Annotated in this window: 17 protein-coding genes; 14 read left to right on the top strand and 3 right to left on the bottom strand. The window is 68.9% G+C overall.

Translation table 11 applies throughout. The annotated features are described in order from the left end of the window. Positions 1 to 40 precede the first annotated feature (40 nt). A complete protein-coding gene (locus IP92_RS07895) occupies positions 41 to 1255 on the bottom strand; it encodes an HD-GYP domain-containing protein (protein ID WP_145873962.1) in 1215 nt (404 codons plus the stop codon). A 162-nt stretch (positions 1256 to 1417) separates the two neighbouring features. Here IP92_RS07895 and IP92_RS07890 point away from each other — a divergent pair, with 162 nt between their 5' ends. From IP92_RS07890 to IP92_RS07855, 8 genes are all read left to right on the top strand, one after another. Further along, positions 1418 to 1816: a hypothetical protein gene (locus IP92_RS07890; RefSeq protein WP_145873961.1), complete on the top strand. Its 399-nt coding sequence runs from the start codon at positions 1418 to 1420 to the stop codon at positions 1814 to 1816. An 82-nt stretch (positions 1817 to 1898) separates the two neighbouring features. Then, positions 1899 to 2552, top strand: a complete 654-nt coding sequence (locus tag IP92_RS07885; protein WP_145873960.1) for a MarR family winged helix-turn-helix transcriptional regulator — start codon at positions 1899 to 1901, stop codon at positions 2550 to 2552. A gap of 108 nt (positions 2553 to 2660) precedes the next feature. After that, a complete protein-coding gene (locus tag IP92_RS07880) occupies positions 2661 to 3203 on the top strand; it encodes a carboxymuconolactone decarboxylase family protein (RefSeq protein ID WP_145873959.1) in 543 nt (180 codons plus the stop codon). Between the two features lie 28 nt (positions 3204 to 3231). Continuing rightward, entirely contained in the window at positions 3232 to 3921 is a 690-nt protein-coding gene (locus IP92_RS07875; RefSeq protein ID WP_145873958.1) for a glutamine amidotransferase, read from the top strand. Next, positions 3918 to 4619 (top strand): MOSC domain-containing protein, encoded by a 702-nt coding sequence (locus tag IP92_RS07870; RefSeq protein ID WP_145873957.1) that lies wholly within the window; start codon positions 3918 to 3920, stop codon positions 4617 to 4619. The genes IP92_RS07875 and IP92_RS07870 overlap by 4 nt, the downstream gene beginning before the upstream one ends. 77 nt (positions 4620 to 4696) lie before the next feature. Beyond that, positions 4697 to 5458 carry a hypothetical protein gene (locus tag IP92_RS07865; RefSeq protein ID WP_229418675.1) on the top strand — a complete coding sequence of 254 codons (762 nt, stop codon included), beginning with the start codon at positions 4697 to 4699 and terminating at the stop codon, positions 5456 to 5458. A 176-nt stretch (positions 5459 to 5634) separates the two neighbouring features. Next, entirely contained in the window at positions 5635 to 6153 is a 519-nt protein-coding gene (locus IP92_RS07860; RefSeq protein WP_145873956.1) for an RNA polymerase factor sigma-70, read from the top strand. Positions 6154 to 6226: 73 nt separating this feature from the next. Continuing rightward, entirely contained in the window at positions 6227 to 6439 is a 213-nt protein-coding gene (locus tag IP92_RS07855) for a FecR/PupR family sigma factor regulator (protein WP_145873955.1), read from the top strand. Between the two features lie 10 nt (positions 6440 to 6449). Here the strand turns inward: IP92_RS07855 and IP92_RS07850 are convergent, their stop codons facing one another. Further along, positions 6450 to 7316, bottom strand: coding sequence for an oxidoreductase (locus tag IP92_RS07850; RefSeq protein WP_145873954.1), 867 nt, complete (start codon positions 7314 to 7316; stop codon positions 6450 to 6452). 91 nt (positions 7317 to 7407) lie between these two features. Here IP92_RS07850 and IP92_RS07845 point away from each other — a divergent pair, with 91 nt between their 5' ends. Further along, the gene (locus tag IP92_RS07845; protein ID WP_145873953.1) at positions 7408 to 8334 is read left to right on the top strand and encodes an AraC family transcriptional regulator; all 927 of its coding nucleotides are present in this window, start codon (positions 7408 to 7410) and stop codon (positions 8332 to 8334) included. A gap of 1001 nt (positions 8335 to 9335) precedes the next feature. Here IP92_RS07845 and IP92_RS07840 read toward each other — a convergent pair. Continuing rightward, positions 9336 to 9797: a hypothetical protein gene (locus IP92_RS07840; RefSeq protein WP_145873952.1), complete on the bottom strand. Its 462-nt coding sequence runs from the start codon at positions 9795 to 9797 to the stop codon at positions 9336 to 9338. Positions 9798 to 11093: 1296 nt separating this feature from the next. Between IP92_RS07840 and IP92_RS07835 the strand changes: the two genes are divergently transcribed. Genes IP92_RS07835 through IP92_RS07815 form a run of 5 tightly spaced genes read left to right on the top strand, consistent with a single transcriptional unit; the run spans position 11094 to position 17854 of the window. Further along, a complete protein-coding gene (locus IP92_RS07835; RefSeq protein WP_145873951.1) occupies positions 11094 to 12053 on the top strand; it encodes a hypothetical protein in 960 nt (319 codons plus the stop codon). Next, positions 12050 to 13807 carry an IucA/IucC family protein gene (locus IP92_RS07830; protein WP_145873950.1) on the top strand — a complete coding sequence of 586 codons (1758 nt, stop codon included), beginning with the start codon at positions 12050 to 12052 and terminating at the stop codon, positions 13805 to 13807. Before IP92_RS07835 ends, IP92_RS07830 begins: the two co-directional genes overlap by 4 nt. Further along, positions 13804 to 15033, top strand: a complete 1230-nt coding sequence (locus IP92_RS07825) for a type III PLP-dependent enzyme (RefSeq protein ID WP_145873949.1) — start codon at positions 13804 to 13806, stop codon at positions 15031 to 15033. The genes IP92_RS07830 and IP92_RS07825 overlap by 4 nt, the downstream gene beginning before the upstream one ends. An 11-nt stretch (positions 15034 to 15044) precedes the next feature. Next, a complete protein-coding gene (locus IP92_RS07820; RefSeq protein ID WP_145873948.1) occupies positions 15045 to 16427 on the top strand; it encodes a diaminobutyrate--2-oxoglutarate transaminase in 1383 nt (460 codons plus the stop codon). Then, complete coding sequence (locus IP92_RS07815; protein ID WP_199271885.1) at positions 16424 to 17854, top strand: DHA2 family efflux MFS transporter permease subunit; 1431 nt, start codon at positions 16424 to 16426, stop codon at positions 17852 to 17854. The genes IP92_RS07820 and IP92_RS07815 overlap by 4 nt, the downstream gene beginning before the upstream one ends. Positions 17855 to 17866 lie beyond the last annotated feature (12 nt).

Genomic DNA, 17866 nt, shown 5'->3' with positions numbered 1-17866 from the left:
GGCGGCGCGGCCGTATTGAACAAAGTTACCCTGTTTTCGCTCAGGCGGGCATGAACCGCAGCGGCTCCACGTTCCACTTCTTCGGCGACTCGTGGCTGACGATCCGCTCCGACTCGGCAAAGCGCGGCAGCGCGAGGTCCACCACTTCCGGCCGGATGTAGACGTTGGTGCGGATGTTGAAGAACACGTTCACCTTCGGCAGCAGCGGCTTGCCGGGATTCGGTTCGTACACGACGCCCAGCCGGCCCGATGCCAGCTGCACCAGCGTGCCGGCCGGGTAGATGCCGATGCAGCGCATGAAGTCCTGCACCAGCGCGGGCCGGAAGTGGAACTTGCTCCACTCGTACAGCTTGCGCAGCGCCAGCGCCGCCGGCATCGCCTCGTGATAGCAGCGCTCGGACGTCAGCGCGTCGTACACGTCGACGATGGCGGCCATCTGCGCCAGGTCGCTTATCTGTTCGTCGCGCAGCCGGCGCGGGTAGCCGGTGCCGTCGCAGCGTTCGTGGTGGTGCAGCGCGATATCCAGCGGGATCGGGCCGACCATGCCGCTTTGCTTCAGCAGGTCGTGGCCGACTTGCGGATGCGTGCGGATCACGGCGAACTCCTCGTCCGTCAGCTTGCCCGGCTTGTTCAGGATCTCGAGCGGGATCGCGGCCTTGCCCGCGTCGTGCAGCAGGCCGCCGATGCCGGCCTGGCGCACCGTCTCGGCATCCATGCCGCGGTGGTGGCAGAACGCGACCAGCAGCGTGCACACGCTGACCGAGTGCAGGAACGTGTAGTCGTCCTTGTTCTTGATGCGCAGCAGGCCGAGCAGCGCGCCCGGATTGCGCAGGATCGATTCGGTAATGTCCTGCACCACCGGCGTCACCTGCCCGATGGCCACCGCCTTCCCCAGCCGAACGTCCGCCATCACGTCGCGCACGACGTTCACGGCCTGGTCGCGTATCTTGACGGCGCGCTCGTATTCGTCGCGGTAGCTGGTCCGCACGGGTGCTTCGCGGGCGATCTCCTGCACCGCCGTCTCGACCGCCGCCGCGGCTTGTTCGACACCGGGCGCTTGCGGCACGTCGCCGCCGCGCCGCGTGTCGATGACGACATCGTGGATGCCCGCGTCGACGATCTTCCTGATCTCGTCGGCACCAACGACGAAGCGGTTGCGCACGAATGGGTGGGTCATCCAGTCGCAGCTGAGGTCGTGCACATACATGCCGGGCCGCAATTGCGCGCTGTCGATCTTCTTCAGGTATTCCAACATGATTCCCTCCGGATCAAACAGCTCCGCGGCGGGGGCGGGGACGGGAGCGAAATGATGATATTGACGATTGTGGAAACCATCATGCCGCAGCAGTTACCATACGTCAACAGGAATAATCAATTTCATCATTTATGGTTGTGAGTTGGACACGCTCTGCCGTGCATGAGCAAACCGCGCCGCTGCGCTAGAATTTCGGCCTTCAAAAGAAGCAACGAAGAACGGTTCGATATGGAGAAGATTTTTGCGCCGGACAAGCTGCTTGACCGGCTGAGCCAGGAATTGCGCGTCCGCTCAGACAAACAATTGGCCAAGGCGCTGGGGCTCAGCGCCGACGTCCTCTGCCAGCTGCGCCGGCGCCGCATTCCCGTGACGGCAACGATGCTGATGCAGATGCAGGAAGTAAGCGGCGTGCCTGTCGACACGCTGCGCGCATTGATGGGGGACCGGCGCCGCCGCATCCGTGTGATGGGCCTGTCCCGGCCGCGCAGGGGCAAGGCCGCTCCGCCTGCCCGCGATGGCCAGGATGCCGTCCGGCCTCCCGACACCCGGGCCGCCGCCTGACTTGCCGCACCTGCGCCAACACACATCCGAGGAATTTACTTAGGACTCTTGACCAATTCCTTTTCCATGCTATGATGCGTGCATGGAGATCACATCGGAAACCCCGTGGGACGGCACGCCGGACATCTCCGCCCGCATTATCGTCGCGATCGGTCGTGTCGCGAGCGTGCTGCGGGCGGGCATGTGGGAGTTCGCCACCGCGGAAAACCTGAACCCGGCCCAGGCGGAGATCCTGCAGCTGCTGAAGGACCGCACGCACGGCGTCCGGCTGTCGTGGCTGGCCACGCAGCTGTCCGTGTCGCCGGCCAGCGCCAGCGACTCGGTCGCCGCGCTCGTCACCAAGGGCCTGGTGCGCAAGGACCGCGCCGAGGACGACAAGCGCGCTACCGCGCTGTGGCTGACCGACCAGGGCAAGGCGCTGGTAGAACGGATGGCGCAGGCGCTGGGCTTCGCGGACGATGCGGCGGCCAGGCTGAATCGCGCCGTGCAGGAACAGATGCTGGTCGGCCTGTTCAAGCTGATCGCGCAGTTGCAGAAGAGCGAGCGGTTCCCCGCATTGCGGGCTTGCCTGTCGTGCCGCTTCTTCGAGGCGAACAAGTTCCCGGGCAGCGCGGCACCGCATCACTGCGCGCTGGTGAAGGCACCGCTGCCGATCGCGTTTCTGCGCATCGATTGCGCCGAGCAGGAGCCGACCGATCCCGTGACGGAGCGGCGCAACTGGGAGGCGTTTGCCTGACATTTTTTTTGACCTAAATATTTAGGACTCCTACTTTAAATGATGTAGCGTGCGTGGCCGGCCGCTGCATCCAATCCCTGGCCGTAACGTAAAACGAAAGGAAACACCATGTCCCGTATCGAACTGCTGTCCCGCGAAAACGCCACCGGCGCCTCCCGCCAACTGCTGGAACAGGTGCAGGCCGCGTTCGGCGCCACGCCGAACATGTTCCGCGCCGTGGCCAACTCGCCGGCGGCGCTCTCCAGCATGTGGGCCGCCTTCGGCGCGCTGCACGGCGGCACGCTGGGCGCCAAACTCGGCGAGCAGATCGCGGTGGCGATCGCCGACGTGAATCGCTGCGAATATTGCCTGGCCGCGCACACGGCGCTGGGCCGCAAGGCCGGTGCCAGCGCCGCGGAGATGAGCGCCGCGCAGGCGGGCCAGGCGGACGAGCCGAAAACGGCCGCCGCGCTGCGCTTCGCCACCGCTGTCGTCCGCGAGCGCGCGCAGATCGGCGCGGCCGATGTCGACGCGTTGCGCCAGGCCGGCTTCGGCGACGGCGAGATCATGGAAATCATGGCCCACGTGGCGTTGAACCTGTTCACGAACTACGTGAACGTGGCGTTCGACGTGCCGGTCGATTTCCCCCGCGTGAAGCTCGGTGCGCAATGACGCGGCCATCGATAATGGAGGACCGCCGATGAAATGCATCGCCCTGTACCACGTGCGCTTCGAGGACCTTGGCACGTTTGCCGCGCCGCTGCGGGAGATGGGCTACGAGATCGCCTACCGCCACGCCGGCGCGGCGCCGCTGACCGACGACGAATGGATCGCCACCGATCTCGTCGTCGTGCTGGGCGGGCCGCTGGGCGTCAACGACACGGCCGCGTATCCATGGCTTACGGCCGAGCTGCACGGCCTGCGGCGGCGCCTCGCCCTGCACCGCCCTACCCTCGGCATCTGCCTCGGCGCGCAGCTGATCGCCGTGGCGCTGGGCGGCAGCGTCGGACGGCGCACGGGCCCGATGGAGATCGGCTGGTCGGCGCTGGAACTGCCCGCTGCTGCCGGCCCGCTGGGGGCGCTGCGCGGCGTACCCGTGCTGCACTGGCATGGCGACAACATCGTCCCGCCGCCCGGCGTGCCGGCACTGGCCGCGACACCCGGTACGCCATGCCAGGCATTCCAGGCAGGCGGCCATGCGCTGGCAGTGCAGTTCCACGGCGAGTTCGATGCCGCCGCGCTGGAGGAATGGCTGGCTGGCCACGCGGTCGAACTGGCGCATGCGGGCAGCGACCTGCAGGCACTGCGCGACGACACGCGGCGCCATGGCCCGGCGCTGGCACAGGCCGGCCAGCGGTTGCTGCGTGCCTGGCTGGCGGACCTGCGATGACGGCGCGGATCGACCAGCTGTTCGCCGGCCCGGCGCGGCCGCTTTCCCGGCCCGGCCATCCGGACGTAGCGAGCGGCATCGCCAAGCTGCCGCTCGCCGGGCCGGTGCGGTTGACGGCAACAGGCCTGGATGGCGACGAACAGGGCGATCGCGCATGGCACGGCGGCCCCGAGAAGGCGTTGCACCACTACGCCGCCGAGCACTACCCGCTGTGGCGCACGCTCTATCCGGACAGCCCCGTGCCGCTGGCGGCGGGCGCGTTCGGCGAGAACGTCTCGACCGCCGGCATGACGGAGGCCACGGTGTGTATCGGCGACGTGTACCGGATCGGCGGTGCACTGGTCCAGGTGTCGCAGGGCCGGCAGCCGTGCTGGCGGCTGAACCGCCGGCTCGGCAGCGGCGACGCCGCGCTGGCGATGCAGACGGCCGGCTGCACCGGCTGGTACTACCGCGTGCTGGAGGAAGGCCTGCTCGCGCGGCACGACCCGATCGTGCTGGTGGAGCGCCCCTGCCCCGCCTGGCCGCTGGCGCGGCTGATCGCCGCGCTGTTCACCGCCGACCGCGATGCGCCGGCGCTGCACGGCGAGTGGCGCGCGGCGAGCCTGCTGGCGCCGCTGGCACCGAACTGGCGCGCGACCTTCGCGCGCCGCACCGAAACGGGCCGCATCGAGGACTGGGCGCGCCGGCTGTACGAATGAACGACGAATCAACAACGAACGAACAACGAACGAACAACCGCGCGCCCGCAACGGCGCACCACTTCAAAGGAAAACACATGAACCTCGTCAAACCCCTGGCAGTCCTGATCCTTGCGGCCACCACCTGCGCCGCCCTCGCCGACCCGGGCCATGCGGCGCACCGCGCCCACAGCGGCGGCATCGCCAGCGCCGCCAAGGCGGATGCCGCACCCGCGTTCGACATCGTCCACACCAAGATCACGACCCAGGGCAACCTGGCCGTGTTCCACATCGCCGTGGCCGGCAAGGCCGGGGCGTCGCGGCCATCGAAAGTCGGCAAGCTGGCCGGCAGCACCGTGTTTTCGTACGTGTGGCCGACAACGATCGATCCGTCCGCGGTCGGCTTCGACCAGGGCGCCGGCATCCTGGCATTCGCCGTCACATCGCACCCCGATTTCGACGACACGCCGCTGTACGACGAGAACGGCGACGGCGACCTGGCCAACGACGGCGACCTGTGGCACTCGCACTGGGTCGTGCTGAAGCAGGACGACGCCTGCGGCAAAGGTGCGTTGAAGGTCGTCGACATTGCGCCCGGCGCGAAGCCGAAGCTGCCGAAGACGTGGCCCGGCCTGCCGCTGTTGATCGACAGCCCCGGCTACAGCCCCGTGTTCAACGGCGAAAGCCTGGAAGTGCGCGTGCCGTTCGACGACATCGGCGCCGTGCAGGCGGCGGGCTTCGACGGCGTGACGGCCGCGCTGCGCGTGAACGCCAGCGTGCACGACCCGCTGCTGTGCGTCGTCGACGTGTTCAAGGTCGCATCGGGCAACCTCACGCTGGCGGGTAAGGTGAACCGCTGAGCGCAGTGCGCACATCGTTTCCATTCACGTGCAACCGCAGTGAGAATGAGAATCATTCCTATTGCGTTTGCTTAGCAAATTGACTAGAATCTTTCACGCGACAAGCGCCTGTGGACCGCGCGGTGAGCCTTGGCCACCGCCGCGGCCTTCCTGATACGTTGAGCTGAAGGGTTTGCATGGAATCGGTCAAGGAGCGGATGGATTGGTGTGCGCTGTTCGTCGAGCACCGTGCGCAGTTGCAGCGCGCCGCGTACAAGGTGCTCGGCAATATCGAGTGGGCGCAGGACGTGGTGCAGGACACGTACCTGAAGCTGTCGGAAGCGGCCCACGTGTTCGAGGCCGCGCAACCGCTGGCCTACCTGTTCCAGATGGTGCGCAACCTGGCGATCGACGCACACCGCCGCGCCGCCCTGGAAGCCCGCGTCTTCGTCGGCGAGGAAGATGGCGAGCAGGTGCCGGCCGCCGGCGGCACGCCCGAATCGGTGACGGTGACGCGGCAGGACTTGCGCATCGTCGCGGACGCGCTGGGGACGCTGCCCGACCGCACCCGCCAGGCGTTCGAGCTGCACCGCTTCAACGGTCTGACGCAGCGCGAGATCGCCGACCGGCTCGGCGTCTCGATCACCCTCGTCAACTTCATGATCCGCGACGCGCTGACGCATTGCGCGGGTGCGCTGCGCCGCGCCGAACGCTGAAGGAGTCGTTCCGTCCGATACAATGCCGACGCAAAACCATTTTCACGACTCATCGGCACTCATCGACATCTTCATGACAGACTCCAACGATCGATACGACGATCGCGCCTGGCAGCAGGCGCTCGACTGGCTGCTGCGCGCGCAGGAACAGCCGCTCGATACAACGGGCAGCGCGGCACTGGCGGCCTGGCTGGCCGAACATCCATCCCACCGCGCCGCGTATGACGAAGCATCGCGCGTCTGGCTGTTGACGGGGCTCGTGCCGCCGGCGGACGAGCGCACCTGACGCGCGCGGGTCAACCGTCCGTCGACAGCGTCAACGCTTCCCATTTTTCAAGCTGCGTCGAAAACGCGGCGAGCCTGCCGCGCACGAGGCGCAATGCATCGCTGCCCAGCAGCAGGTGGGCCGGCGGATCGTCGGCCTCGATCAGCTTGAGCATCGCCTGCGCGGCCTTGGCGGGATCGCCCAGCTGCTTGCCGCTCTTCTCGATGCGGGCCTGGCGCACCGGTTCGAACAGCGCGTCGTAATCGGCGATCGCGCGCGGTGAGCGGCGCATCGACCTGCCCGCCCAGTCGGTGCGAAACGAGCCGGGAGCGACGGCCGTCACGGCGATGCCGAGCGGGCGCACCTCCTGGTCCAGCGCCGCCGAAATCCCTTCCAGCGCGAACTTGCTGCCGCAGTAGTACGCGATGCCCGGCATCGTGATGTGCCCGCCCATCGACGTGATGTTCAGGATGCGTCCGCGCCGGCGCATGCGCATGGACGGCAGCACGGCCTTCATCAACGCCACCGCGCCGAACACGTTCACGTCGAACTGTCGGCGCATCTCGTCCAGCGGCGACTCTTCCAGGATGCCTTCGTGCCCGTAACCGGCATTGTTGACGAGGACGTCGATCGGGCCGATGTCCGCTTCGATGCCCGCGACGACAGGGCCGATCGCAGCGAAGTCGGTGACGTCGAGGATGCGCGCCGTGGCGCCCGCGCCCAGCTGCTCGAAGTCGCGCCGCGCCGCGTCGTTGCGGACGGTGCCGACGACGCGGTGGCCCGCCGCCAGCGCGGCCTGGGCCAGTGCGCGGCCGAAACCGCTGCTGACGCCGGTGATCAGGATCAGTCGCTGTGTTGTCGATTGCGTTGTCGATTGTGCTGTGTATGTGGTTGTCATGTGCGCTCCTTCCGTTGTCGATGGAAGCGCATGTTATTCTCGCGCCTGCCGGTCCGTAAGCCGGGAATCCGTGAATTTCTAGCCTAAAACTATGACATCCCCACAGCTGGCCCGCCTGGCCGCCGCACTGGCGCCGGCCGAGGGCTACAACCCCACCGCGCTGCCCGGCGTGCGGATGCTGCGCTCGGATCGTCCATTGGCACGCACGCCGGTGCTCTACGATCCCGGCATCGTGTTCGTCTGCCAGGGTTGCAAGCGCGGGTACTTCGGCGGGGACGTGTATGTCTACGATGCGGAGCACTACCTGGCCGTCTCCGTGCCCGTGCCGTTCGACATGGAGACGGATGCGACGCCGCAGCGCCCCCTGCTGGCGCTGTACCTGCACCTCGATTTCGCGCTGGCGGCGGACCTGATGCTGCACATCGACCGCGCCGGCCCGCCACCGGTGCAGGCGCCGCGCACGATGATGTCGAGCCGCATCGACGGCACGCTGCGCGCGACGCTGTTGCGCTTCCTGGCCGCGCTGGCCCAGCCGCTGGAAGCGGCGGTGCTTGCCCCGGGCCTGCTGCGCGAGCTGTACTTCCGCGTGCTCACCGGCCCGCAAGGCGGCCCGCTGCGCGCCGCGCTGGCGCAGCGGGGCCAGTACGGCAAGATCGGCCGCGCGCTGCAGCTGATCCACGCGCGCTACGCCGAACCGCTCGACCTGGCGCAGCTGGCACGCGCGGCCGGCATGAGCGTGCCGTCCTTCCACAGCCACTTCAAGGCGATCACCCGCACGTCGCCGATGCAGTATCTGAAGTCGGCGCGGCTGCACCAGGCCAGGTTGCTGATGGTGCGGCAGGACCTGACGGCGGACGGCGCATGCCGCGCCGTCGGCTATACCAGCGCGTCGCAGTTCGGCCGCGAGTTCAAGCGGCTGTTCGGGGTGACGCCGGCCGCGGAGACGAAGCGGATGCGGGAGCGGTTTGCGATTGCGCCGCCGGGGCGGGCTGATAGTGCCTATATCGCTTCGCATTGAAGCTGGCGTGCGCCGGAAAAGGGTTCAGCACGGATGCATGTGCAGAACGGTCTGCTTTCGCGGCTTGCATCGATGTTTGGCTCACGCGCCGCAGGGGCGCTGGCGTGCATGGCGAGCAGGAAGGAGGCACGGGTGATGGCGGCTGGACGCAGCCTGTGCGGCCGCGTGGAGACGCGGCAGGTGGCATGCGTTGAAGGCGGCGTAGCGGCCGCACACGGACTGCCTCAAGCGCCCCAGGGGCGTTGCCGTGCGTGGCGAGCAGGAGGTAGACACGGGTGATGGCGGCTGGACGCTGCCTGTGCGGCCGCGTGGAGACGCGGCAGGTGGCATGCATTGGAGGCGCGTAGCGACCGCACGAGGACTGGCTCAAGCGCCGCAGGGGCGCTGCCGTGCGTGGCGAGCAGGATGGAGGCACGGGTGATGGCGGCTGGACGCAGCCTGTGCGGCCGCGTGGAGACGCGGCAGGTGGCATGCGTTGAAGCGGCGTAGCGGCCGCACGAGGACTGGCTCAAGCGCCGCAGGGGCGCTGGCGTGCATGGCAAGCAGGAAGGAGACACGCGTGATGGCGGCTGGACGCAGCCTGTGCGGCCGCGTGGAGACGCGGCAGGTGGCAATGCATTGAAGGCGGCGTAACGGACGCACGCGGATCGGGTCACGGCGCCGCCCTCCCAAGGAGCGCCGACGGGCGCGCTGCGGCAACCGCATTGATACCGGGCCCCAGATGCAGTCGATCATGCACGCGCCGGCATGTCCTCCAGCCAGAGGTATGCGCTATTTCGCGACTCCCTGCCAGCCCGACGCATGCACGCCAGTGGGCTCGCACCCGGCGCCGGCCGGCGGTCCGCTTCCGTGGCGCCGCGCGGTGTGCTGTCCGTCATATCAATCCGTGAAGAGTCAGGCACAAGGCCTCGCACCGCGTTCCGCCCGGGCGGCATGCAGCACTGTGGCAACGGCGTTCAGCGCGTGCCGGCTGCGCAGATTACGTGCGCGCGGAATTGCGCCTACAGATCACCGCTGCGGCGCACGAGGCGGCGGCGGTCGATGAATCGGGACGGCCACGTCGCGGAATAACGGCTGCGCCATCGGCAAGCCTGAACCCAGTATTCATTGACGGCCCGCCGTATCCAGATGTCGCGCCAGGCATTGCGGTTCGTGCCGGTGACCATCAATGCGAACTGCCTTGGCGATACATTTTCGCCCGCATACATCAACCGGTCGCCCTCCACCGTCGCAAAATAATCGACGCCCTGAAAGCGCAAGCGCAGCTCCGCACCATCCGGTAGAAACAACTCCTTCCATTGGTAGCCACGCTGCCGCGAACACCCATTCGCCGCGAGCCAGTGCCGAACAGCCACGCCGACGATTTCCCCAGGATCGCGGTCGTCGCCAAGCTTGCGAAGCTGCTCCATCAAGTCAAAGTACACGTTGATACGCAGGGGCACGGCAATCGCCTCCTTCAGCATGATTCCGCCTCCTTTTGTCTCGCTGCCAAATGATTGGACAACGCCGCAAGAGAAAAGTTCGACGCCTCCGTGAAAGAAGCGAGGCACGAACGAAGCGAGAACAAACAAAACGAGGCATTCCGCTGGCCAGCCATGGCACATCCGACCGTCAGTGGGGCGCCCGATGCGTCGCCGGCCATGTGGAGACGGCCACCGGCGCCGGCGGCATCGCTCGTGCTCATTCGCCGCTGTGCAAAGGGAGCTCTCAACGACCAGGCATGCCGTCCAGGGCGCGGGCAGTTGCGCTCCGGCGCCACGGCGTGCCAGCATTCCCCACCTGCCGTCGCCACATGCCGGCAGCGACAATCCTCCCTGCTCGAAGTAGCCGCCCGGCTTGAAGAGCTGCACGGAAGGCCGATGTAGACGATGCCATGCCGGTGATACGGCAACTGCCTCGTTTTGCCTCGTTCCGCCTCTTTTTTGCCTCGTCTTTAGCGCGATCGGCAGTCCGGCAAGAGGGATGATTATCAGCCGGATGAAAAGGGTGAGGCAAGAACGAGGCACGATTAGGCAAAACGAGGCACTTCTCCCCGACCACCTACCGAGTACTCGCGGGCGGCGGCGGCACCACGCGCGATGACGCCTGCCGTGCCGCGGCCGCCCCGACACGCCGGCGCCTGCGGCAGCGGCAGCACCGGCCGCCCGCGCCCCGCGCCCTCCCTGCCGGCCAGCAGCGCAGGCTCCCGCTCCGCCGCCCGACGCCTGCCGCGGGCCACCAACGCGCCGCCAACCAAGCCCCCGACCACCGCCAGCGGCAGCACCACGCCCTTCCCTGCCGGCCGGGAGCACGCATTCCCGCGCCCCCAACCCCGGCGCCGACCGCCGGCCACCATCGCCTGCCCAACCAAGTTCGCCCGCCAGCGACGGCCCCACCGTTCACCGGCGGCCAACAGCGCGCGTTTGCATTTCCCGCGCCGACCGCCGGCCCCAATGCAGGCCCAACCAAGCTCCACCACCGCCAGCGGCAGCACCACACCCTTCCCTGCCGGCCGGGAGCCCGCAGTCCTGCGCCCCCAACCCCGGCGCCGACCGCCGGCCACCATCACCTGCCCAAGCAAGTCCCCCGCGAGCGACGGCCACACCGTCCCCGGCTGGCCGACAGCGCGCGTTCCCACGCCCGCCCCGGCCAGCAACGCATACCGCGCAAGCGCCACGTCGCAAAAAAACCCTAAATTTCCCCAACCTTCCTTCGTCTAGCTAAATGAGAAGCATTCCACCCACCGGATGCATTCATTGACCAAGACGAGAGGAAGCTTGATGGAACTACTGATACTCGCCCACGCCCCGGCCCGCAGCCTGGAACAGGGCTTCCTGCCCGCCGCGGCCGAGCTGCGCCTGGCGGTCACGATCCTGACCGACCGCGCGATCGAGCACGTCGCCCACGTGCAGGATGGCGCCCATGGTGCCGACTGCGAGCTGGCCGAATGCGACGTCTTCAACCCGCTTGCCGTGTGCCGCTGGATCGCCGCGCACGGCAAGCGCTACGCCGGCGTGTTGGCGGCCGATACGGCGCTGCGCGCCAGCGCCGCCGGCGTCGCGGCCGCACTCGGCTTGGCTGGACCCGCGTGGCCCGCCGCCGTGCGCGCCGAGCAGCGCCTCGACCTGCAGCCGGGCGCCACGCCGCTGCGCCGCATCGTCGATTGCGCCGAGCCGCCGGCGGACATCGACCCGGCGTGGTTCCCCGCCACCGTGCAGCAGCTGGACGACGCGACGGCGACCGGCACGATCGTGCATGACGCGACGGCACTGCGCGAACTGCTGGCAACGCTGCGCCACGGCCACACGCTGGTCGAGTCGTACCGTGCCGACGAGGAAGTGTATGGGCTCGACCTGCTTGCCACGCCCGAAGGCACGGCAGTCCTGTGCGGCAGCCGCATCGCCTTCGATGCTGCTGATGCCGATGCGGTGCGCACCAAGCGTGTCGCCGCCTTCCTGCCCCGCCCTCCCAACTGCGACGAGCTGCTGGCGCTGCTGCCCGCACTCGCGCTGGGCAACGGCCGCCACCACATCGAGTACGGCGTGTCCGCCGCAGGACTGCGTATCCGCGACATCCACGACGGCCTGCATGACGACGAGTCCGAGCTGGCGCTGGACGACCAGCTGGACGGCAACCTGTTCGCCGCGACGATCAAGGCGGCGCTGGGCCAGAGCGTCAAAGCGCCCCAGCTGTTGCCATTGCAGCACACCGGCACGCCGGCTCTGGAAGCGGCGGCATGAGCGTGCGCCCTGCTCCCGCCGCGCGCCTCGTCGCCGACCACGCGGCCACCCATGCGCTGATGAATTGCCTGCTGAAGGAATTCGCGCTGCCGATGGCCCTGCACGAAGGCGATGGCCGCGGCCTGCCCTACGCATTGGCACGCCGGCTGCGCGCGCCCGTCACGGTGCCCATCCTCATCCGCATGCCCGACGGCGCCCAGTTCGCCGTGCTGGCGGACCGCCGCGACCCGCTCGGCAGCCAGGCCTACGTCTCGGCCGTGTTCGGCCGGCGTGCCGGCGAACGGTGGCGCATGCTGACGCCGGCGATGCTGGCCGAGCGCATGCTGGAGAGCTGCGCGCGCATCACCGGCAAGGGCAACCCGGAGCTGCTGACGCAGATCCACGCGAGCCGCGACCTGAAACGCGCCGTCACCGCGCACCACGCGAGTCGGCACCCCGATCCGCTGGCCGGCTATCTCGCCAGCGAACAGGGCCTGTGGTACGGCCACCCGGCGCAGGTGGCGCCGAAGGCAAGGCTGTGGCCCGCTTCGCTGCGCGAGGAGGACGTGTCGCCCGAATTCGGCGCGGCCGTGCGGCTGCACCGTTTCGAAGTGCCGGCGGACGGCCTGTGGCTGGGTGCCAACGACATGCCGCGCGATCAGGCGCTGGCGGCGTTCGCGGACCAGCGCGACGCGGCACCCGGCCACGCGATCCTCAGCATGCACCCGATCCAGGCCGCGCTGTTCTGCGCGGACGAGCGCGTGCAGCGCCTGCTGGCGGACGGCACGCTGCGCGACCTGGGGCGCACCGGCTGGCTGTCCTATCCGACGGCGTCCGTGCGCACGATGTACGTGCCGGCCCACGAGTATTTCATCAAGGGTTCGCTGAACGTGCGCATCACGAACTGCGTGCGCAAGAACGCGTGGTACGAGCTGGAAAGCGCGCTGCTGATCGACCAGCTGTTGAAGCGCCTCACAGCCCTCGATGACGGCACCACGGGCGGCTTGCGCACGGTGCCCGAGCCGGCGGCCCTCGGCTGGTCGCCACCGGACCACTCGTTGGATGACCGCATCTGGTTCCGCGAGCAGACCGGCGCGATCCTGCGCCGCAATTTCTGCCTCGACGAAGGCGAGGATGCCTGCCTGCTGGCCGGCACTGTCTTCGGCCGCGACCTCGCGCTGCGCGCCAACGTGCTGCCGTTCCTGGAACGCCACCTGGGCCGCGCGCCGGGCGACGCCGACCTGCTGGCCTGGTTCGGCACCTATGCGGCGCTGCTGCTGCGGCCCGTGCTGAACATGTTCTTCCACCACGGCGTCGTGTTCGAACCGCACCTCCAGAACACCGTGATCGTGCAGCGCGACGGCCAGCCGGCGCAACTGCTGCTGCGCGACTACGAAGGCGTCAAGCTCACCGCCGAACACGGCATCCATGCGATCCCGGCCGGCACGCACCCGCGCGTGCGGCATTCGATGGAGTACCCACGCGCGCAGGGCTGGAACCGGATCGCCTACTGCCTGTTCGTCAACAACCTGTCCGAGGCGATCCTCGCGCTGACACAGGGCCGGCCCGCGCTGGCTCCCGTGATGTGGCAGGCCGTGCACGAGACGCTGCACGCGATCCGCGCCACGCTGCGCGCCCCGGCGCCCGAACTGGATGCGCTGCTGGCCGGCGCCACGATCCCGTGCAAGACGAACTTCCGTATCCGCCTCGCGGCGGAAGCCGACCGTTACGCCAGCTACGTGCAGCTGCGCGCACCGTGGGAGGCACGCGCATGACCGTACCGCACACTGTGCCGGATCACGTGGTGCGCCGCGCGCTGGAGCTGGCCGATGGGGCGGACGATCCCATCTCGGCCTTCATCTACGACCTCGATGCGCTGCGCGAGCGGGCCGCCTGGCTGAAGTTGCACCTGCCGCCGGGCGTGCAGCTGTACTACGCGATCAAGGCGAACAGCGAAGCGCCCGTGCTGGATGCGCTGGCGCCGTTCGTCGACGGCTTCGAGATCTCGTCCGGCGGCGAGATCGGCCGGGTGCTCGAATGCGGCACGCGGCGGGGCTTCATCTTCTCCGGCCCAGGCAAGCTCGATTCCGAGCTGACGCGCGCGATGACGCACGGCGTCGAGATGGTCCACGTCGAGGGCCTCGCCGAGATCGGCCGGCTGGAAGCGCTGGCCGCCCGGCTGGGCCGCCGCCAGGACGTGCTGGTGCGGATCAATCCCACGCTGCCGCCGCAACTGGCCACGAAGCTGTCGATGGCCGGCGCGCCCACGCCGTTCGGTGTCGACGAAGCCGAACTGGCCGAAGCCGTGGCGCTGGTCGATGCCAGCCCGCACCTGACGCTGCGCGGCTTCCACGTGCATGCGATGTCGCACCAGCTCGACGTGGCGCGCCACATGCAGCTGCTGGACTGGTACCTGGGGCGCTGGCCCGCGTGGCGCGCACTGGCCGCGAAGCCGGATGACGTGACATGCCTGAACGCGGGCGGCGGCATGGGCGTCGATTACCTGGCGGGCCGGCAGTTCGACTGGCCGGGACTGTGCCGCTACCTGGGCGAACGCCTCGCCGCGATGCCCGATGCGCCGGCGATCCGCTTCGAACCGGGCCGTTTCGTTACTGCCTATTGCGGCTACTACGTGATGCAGGTGCTGGACCTGAAGCACAGCCACGGCCGCGGCTTTGCCGTCTGCCGCGGCGGCACGCACCAGTTCCGGCTGCCCGTCGCGCAGGCGCACGACCATCCCGTCGTGCACGTGCCGCGCGGCGCCGGCCCACGCCGCGAGGCAGGCCGCTGGACCGTCGTCGGTCAGCTGTGCACGCCGAAGGACGTGCTGGCGCGCGACGTCGACTTGCCGGGCCTCGCGGTCGGCGACCTGCTGGTGCTGCCGCTGGCCGGCGCCTACGGCTACAACATCTCGCACGCCGATTTTCTCTGTCATCCCCGCCCGCTCCAGGTCTTCCTCGGCGCGAGGTCACACCACACCCAAGTAATGGAGTCAACGTAATGGAGCCAAGTATGCTGCACACGCCAACGTCTGAACGCCGGGGCAACCGGTCCCTCCTCGAAAGCCAGGCGGCCCGCGAATCGAACGCGCGCTCCTATCCGCGCCGCCTGCCGCTGGCGATCCGCTCGGCCGAAGGCATCCATGTGACCGACATGGACGGCAAGACGTACTACGATTGCCTGGCCGGCGCCGGCACGCTCGCGCTGGGCCACAACCACCCGGCCGTCATCGACGCGATCCGCGCGGCGCTCGATGCGAAGCTGCCGCTGCACACGCTGGACATCACGACGCCCGTCAAGGAAGCGTTCGTCGACGAGCTGTTCGCCAGCCTGCCCGCCGAATTCGCCGACGACGCGCGCATCCACTTTTGCGCGCCGACGGGCGCCGATGCGATCGAAGCGGCCGTCAAGCTGGCGAAGACGATCACGGGCCGCAGCGGCGTGTTCTCGTTCCACGGCGGCTACCACGGCTCCACGCATGCGACGATGGCCCTTTCCGGCACGCTGCACCAGAAGGGCGAGATCGCCGGCCTGATGCCGGACGTGCACTTCCTGCCCTACCCGTACGCCTACCGGTGCCCGTTCGGCGTCGGCGGCGACGATTGCCAGCGGCTCAGCGCCCGCTACCTGCGGGGCCTGCTGGCCGACCCGGAGAGTGGCGTGCGCCCGCCGGCCGCGCTGATCGTCGAAGTCGTGCAGGGCGAAGGCGGCGCGATTCCCGCACCGGTCGAATGGCTGCGCGAGATCCGCCGCATCACGGCCGAACACGGCATCCTGATGATCGTCGACGAGGTGCAGACGGGCTTCGGGCGCACCGGCAAGCTGTTCGCGTTCGAGCACGCCGGCATCGTGCCGGACATCCTCGTGCTGTCGAAGGCGATCGGCGGCAGCCTGCCGCTGTCCGTCCTCGTCTACCGCAAGGAGTTCGACCGCTGGAAACCTGGCGCCCACATCGGCACGTTCCGCGGCAACCAGCTGGCGATGGCGGCCGGCCTGGCCAGCCTGCGCCACCTGCGCAGCGAGGATATTCCCGCCCAGGCGGCGGCGCGCGGTGCGCAGATGATGGCGCGCTTCGAAGCCCTGCAGCGCGAGGTGCCGGAAATCGGCGACGTGCGCGGGCGTGGGCTGATGATCGGCGTCGAGATCGTCGATGATAGCGGTGCGCTCGATGCGCTGGGCCAGCCGCTGGCGAATCCGCAGCTGGCGACAGCCATCCAGCGCAAGTGCTTCCAGAAAGGCCTGATCGTCGAGCTGGGCGGCCGGCATGGCGCCGTCGTGCGCTTCCTGCCGCCGCTGATCGTCAGCGCGGCGGACGTCGATGCGATCGCCGATATCTTCGCCGCCGCCGTGCGCGAAGCCTGCGCGGCACCGGCCGTGATCAGCGCGGCCGCATGAGCGAGGTGCACGCGCCCATGTCGGCCAAGGCGCGCCGGTTCGTGTTCGCGACCGTGCTGCTGGGGACCGTCGCGATCAGCCTGAACAACACGGCGCTGAACCCGGCGATTCCCGTCTTCATCGCGGCGTTCGGCATCGACGCCGTGGCGGCCAGCTGGGTGATCACCGCGTTCATGATCAGCATGGGCATGACGATGCCGGTGACGGCGTGGCTGGGCAACCGCTACGGCAAGAAGCGCGTGTACCTGGCCGGCCTGGCGCTGTTCATTGCCGGCTCGTGCCTGGGCACGGTGGCGCCGACGATGGCGTGGGTGATCGCGGCGCGCTGCATCCAGGGCGTGGCAGGCGGCATCACGATCCCGCTGTCGCTGGCCCTCGTGTTCGAGGTCTACCCGAAGGAGGAACGGGGCCGCGTCAGCGGCTGGTGGGGCATGGCCGTGATGCTGGCGCCGGCCGTCGGGCCCGTGCTGGGCGGCTTGCTGGTGCAGTTCGCCAACTGGCATGCGCTGTTCGCCGTGAACATCCCCGTCGGCTTGCTGGGCTGGATCATCGGCTGGTACTGCCTGCCGGCGCCTGCCGCGCGCACGCCGCGCCCGTTCGACTGGCGCGGTTTTGTACTGGCCACCGCCGGTGTCGGCCTGCTGCTCGCGACGCTCAGCCGCGTGCGCACCTGGGCCGCGCTGACGGAGCCGCTCACGCTCGGCCTCGTCGGCGCGGCCGTGCTGTGCCTGGCCCGCTTCGTGCGCGTCGAGCTGCGCCATCCGGCGCCGCTCCTGAACCTGCGCATCTTCGCCGAGCCGGGCTACAGCGTCAGCGTGGCGATCGTCGCGGCGCAGTCGGTGGGCATGTTCGGCTGCGTCGTGCTGCTGCCGCTGTTGATGCAGACGGTGCTCGGTTTCGGCGCCACGTGGACGGGCGTCGCGCTGTTCGCCACCGCGCTGTGCGCCAGCCTGTTCTCGGCACCCGGCGGCCGGCTGCTGGACCGGCACGGTCCGCGCACCGGCATCGCGCTCGGCCTGCTGTGCAGCGGCGTGGCGACGGCGGCGTTCGGCCTCGTCGGCCCCGGCACGGCGCTGTGGCCCATCGTGGCGCTGATGGCGCTGCGCGGCGTGGGGCTGGCGCTGTCCTACCTGCCCGTCACGACGGCCGGCTTGAACGCCATTCCCGAACACCTCGTGACGGAAGGGTCGGCGATGAACAACATCCTGCGCCGCGTGACGGCGTCGCTGGCGGTGGTGCTCGTGTCGATCTACTTTGAAGTGCGCCGCGCGGTACTGGTCGGCGCCGGTGCGCAGGAGACGGCCGCCAGCCTCGCTGCGCTCAATGAAATCTTCGTCGCCATCGGCCTGCTCATCTTGCTGACGCTGCCGCTGGCGCTGCTGTTCCCGAAACCGGCCGGCGCTCCCGCCGCCGCCGGGTCACTCTGACATTCAAAAGGA

This window comes from Pseudoduganella flava, assembly GCF_007830495.1.
Classification (GTDB): domain Bacteria; phylum Pseudomonadota; class Gammaproteobacteria; order Burkholderiales; family Burkholderiaceae_D; genus Rugamonas; species Rugamonas flava.
Note: the sequence above shows the minus strand (reverse complement) of the source record. Positions and strands in the feature narration are given on the sequence as shown.

Excerpts from the sequence above, each read along its gene's own strand:
- IP92_RS07865 (WP_229418675.1), top strand. The coding sequence starts at position 4,697 with ATGAACCTCGTCAAACCCCTGGCAGTCCTGATCCTTGCGGCCACCACC.
- IP92_RS07855 (WP_145873955.1), top strand. The coding sequence starts at position 6,227 with ATGACAGACTCCAACGATCGATACGACGATCGCGCCTGGCAGCAGGCG.
- IP92_RS07860 (WP_145873956.1), top strand. The coding sequence starts at position 5,635 with ATGGAATCGGTCAAGGAGCGGATGGATTGGTGTGCGCTGTTCGTCGAG.
- IP92_RS07815 (WP_199271885.1), top strand. The coding sequence starts at position 16,424 with ATGAGCGAGGTGCACGCGCCCATGTCGGCCAAGGCGCGCCGGTTCGTG.
- IP92_RS07825 (WP_145873949.1), top strand. The coding sequence starts at position 13,804 with ATGACCGTACCGCACACTGTGCCGGATCACGTGGTGCGCCGCGCGCTG.
- IP92_RS07885 (WP_145873960.1), top strand. The coding sequence starts at position 1,899 with ATGGAGATCACATCGGAAACCCCGTGGGACGGCACGCCGGACATCTCC.
- IP92_RS07830 (WP_145873950.1), top strand. The coding sequence starts at position 12,050 with ATGAGCGTGCGCCCTGCTCCCGCCGCGCGCCTCGTCGCCGACCACGCG.
- IP92_RS07875 (WP_145873958.1), top strand. The coding sequence starts at position 3,232 with ATGAAATGCATCGCCCTGTACCACGTGCGCTTCGAGGACCTTGGCACG.
- IP92_RS07850 (WP_145873954.1), bottom strand. The coding sequence starts at position 7,316 with ATGACAACCACATACACAGCACAATCGACAACGCAATCGACAACACAG.
- IP92_RS07820 (WP_145873948.1), top strand. The coding sequence starts at position 15,045 with ATGCTGCACACGCCAACGTCTGAACGCCGGGGCAACCGGTCCCTCCTC.
- IP92_RS07895 (WP_145873962.1), bottom strand. The coding sequence starts at position 1,255 with ATGTTGGAATACCTGAAGAAGATCGACAGCGCGCAATTGCGGCCCGGC.
- IP92_RS07890 (WP_145873961.1), top strand. The coding sequence starts at position 1,418 with ATGAGCAAACCGCGCCGCTGCGCTAGAATTTCGGCCTTCAAAAGAAGC.
- IP92_RS07845 (WP_145873953.1), top strand. The coding sequence starts at position 7,408 with ATGACATCCCCACAGCTGGCCCGCCTGGCCGCCGCACTGGCGCCGGCC.
- IP92_RS07870 (WP_145873957.1), top strand. The coding sequence starts at position 3,918 with ATGACGGCGCGGATCGACCAGCTGTTCGCCGGCCCGGCGCGGCCGCTT.
- IP92_RS07840 (WP_145873952.1), bottom strand. The coding sequence starts at position 9,797 with ATGCTGAAGGAGGCGATTGCCGTGCCCCTGCGTATCAACGTGTACTTT.
- IP92_RS07835 (WP_145873951.1), top strand. The coding sequence starts at position 11,094 with ATGGAACTACTGATACTCGCCCACGCCCCGGCCCGCAGCCTGGAACAG.
- IP92_RS07880 (WP_145873959.1), top strand. The coding sequence starts at position 2,661 with ATGTCCCGTATCGAACTGCTGTCCCGCGAAAACGCCACCGGCGCCTCC.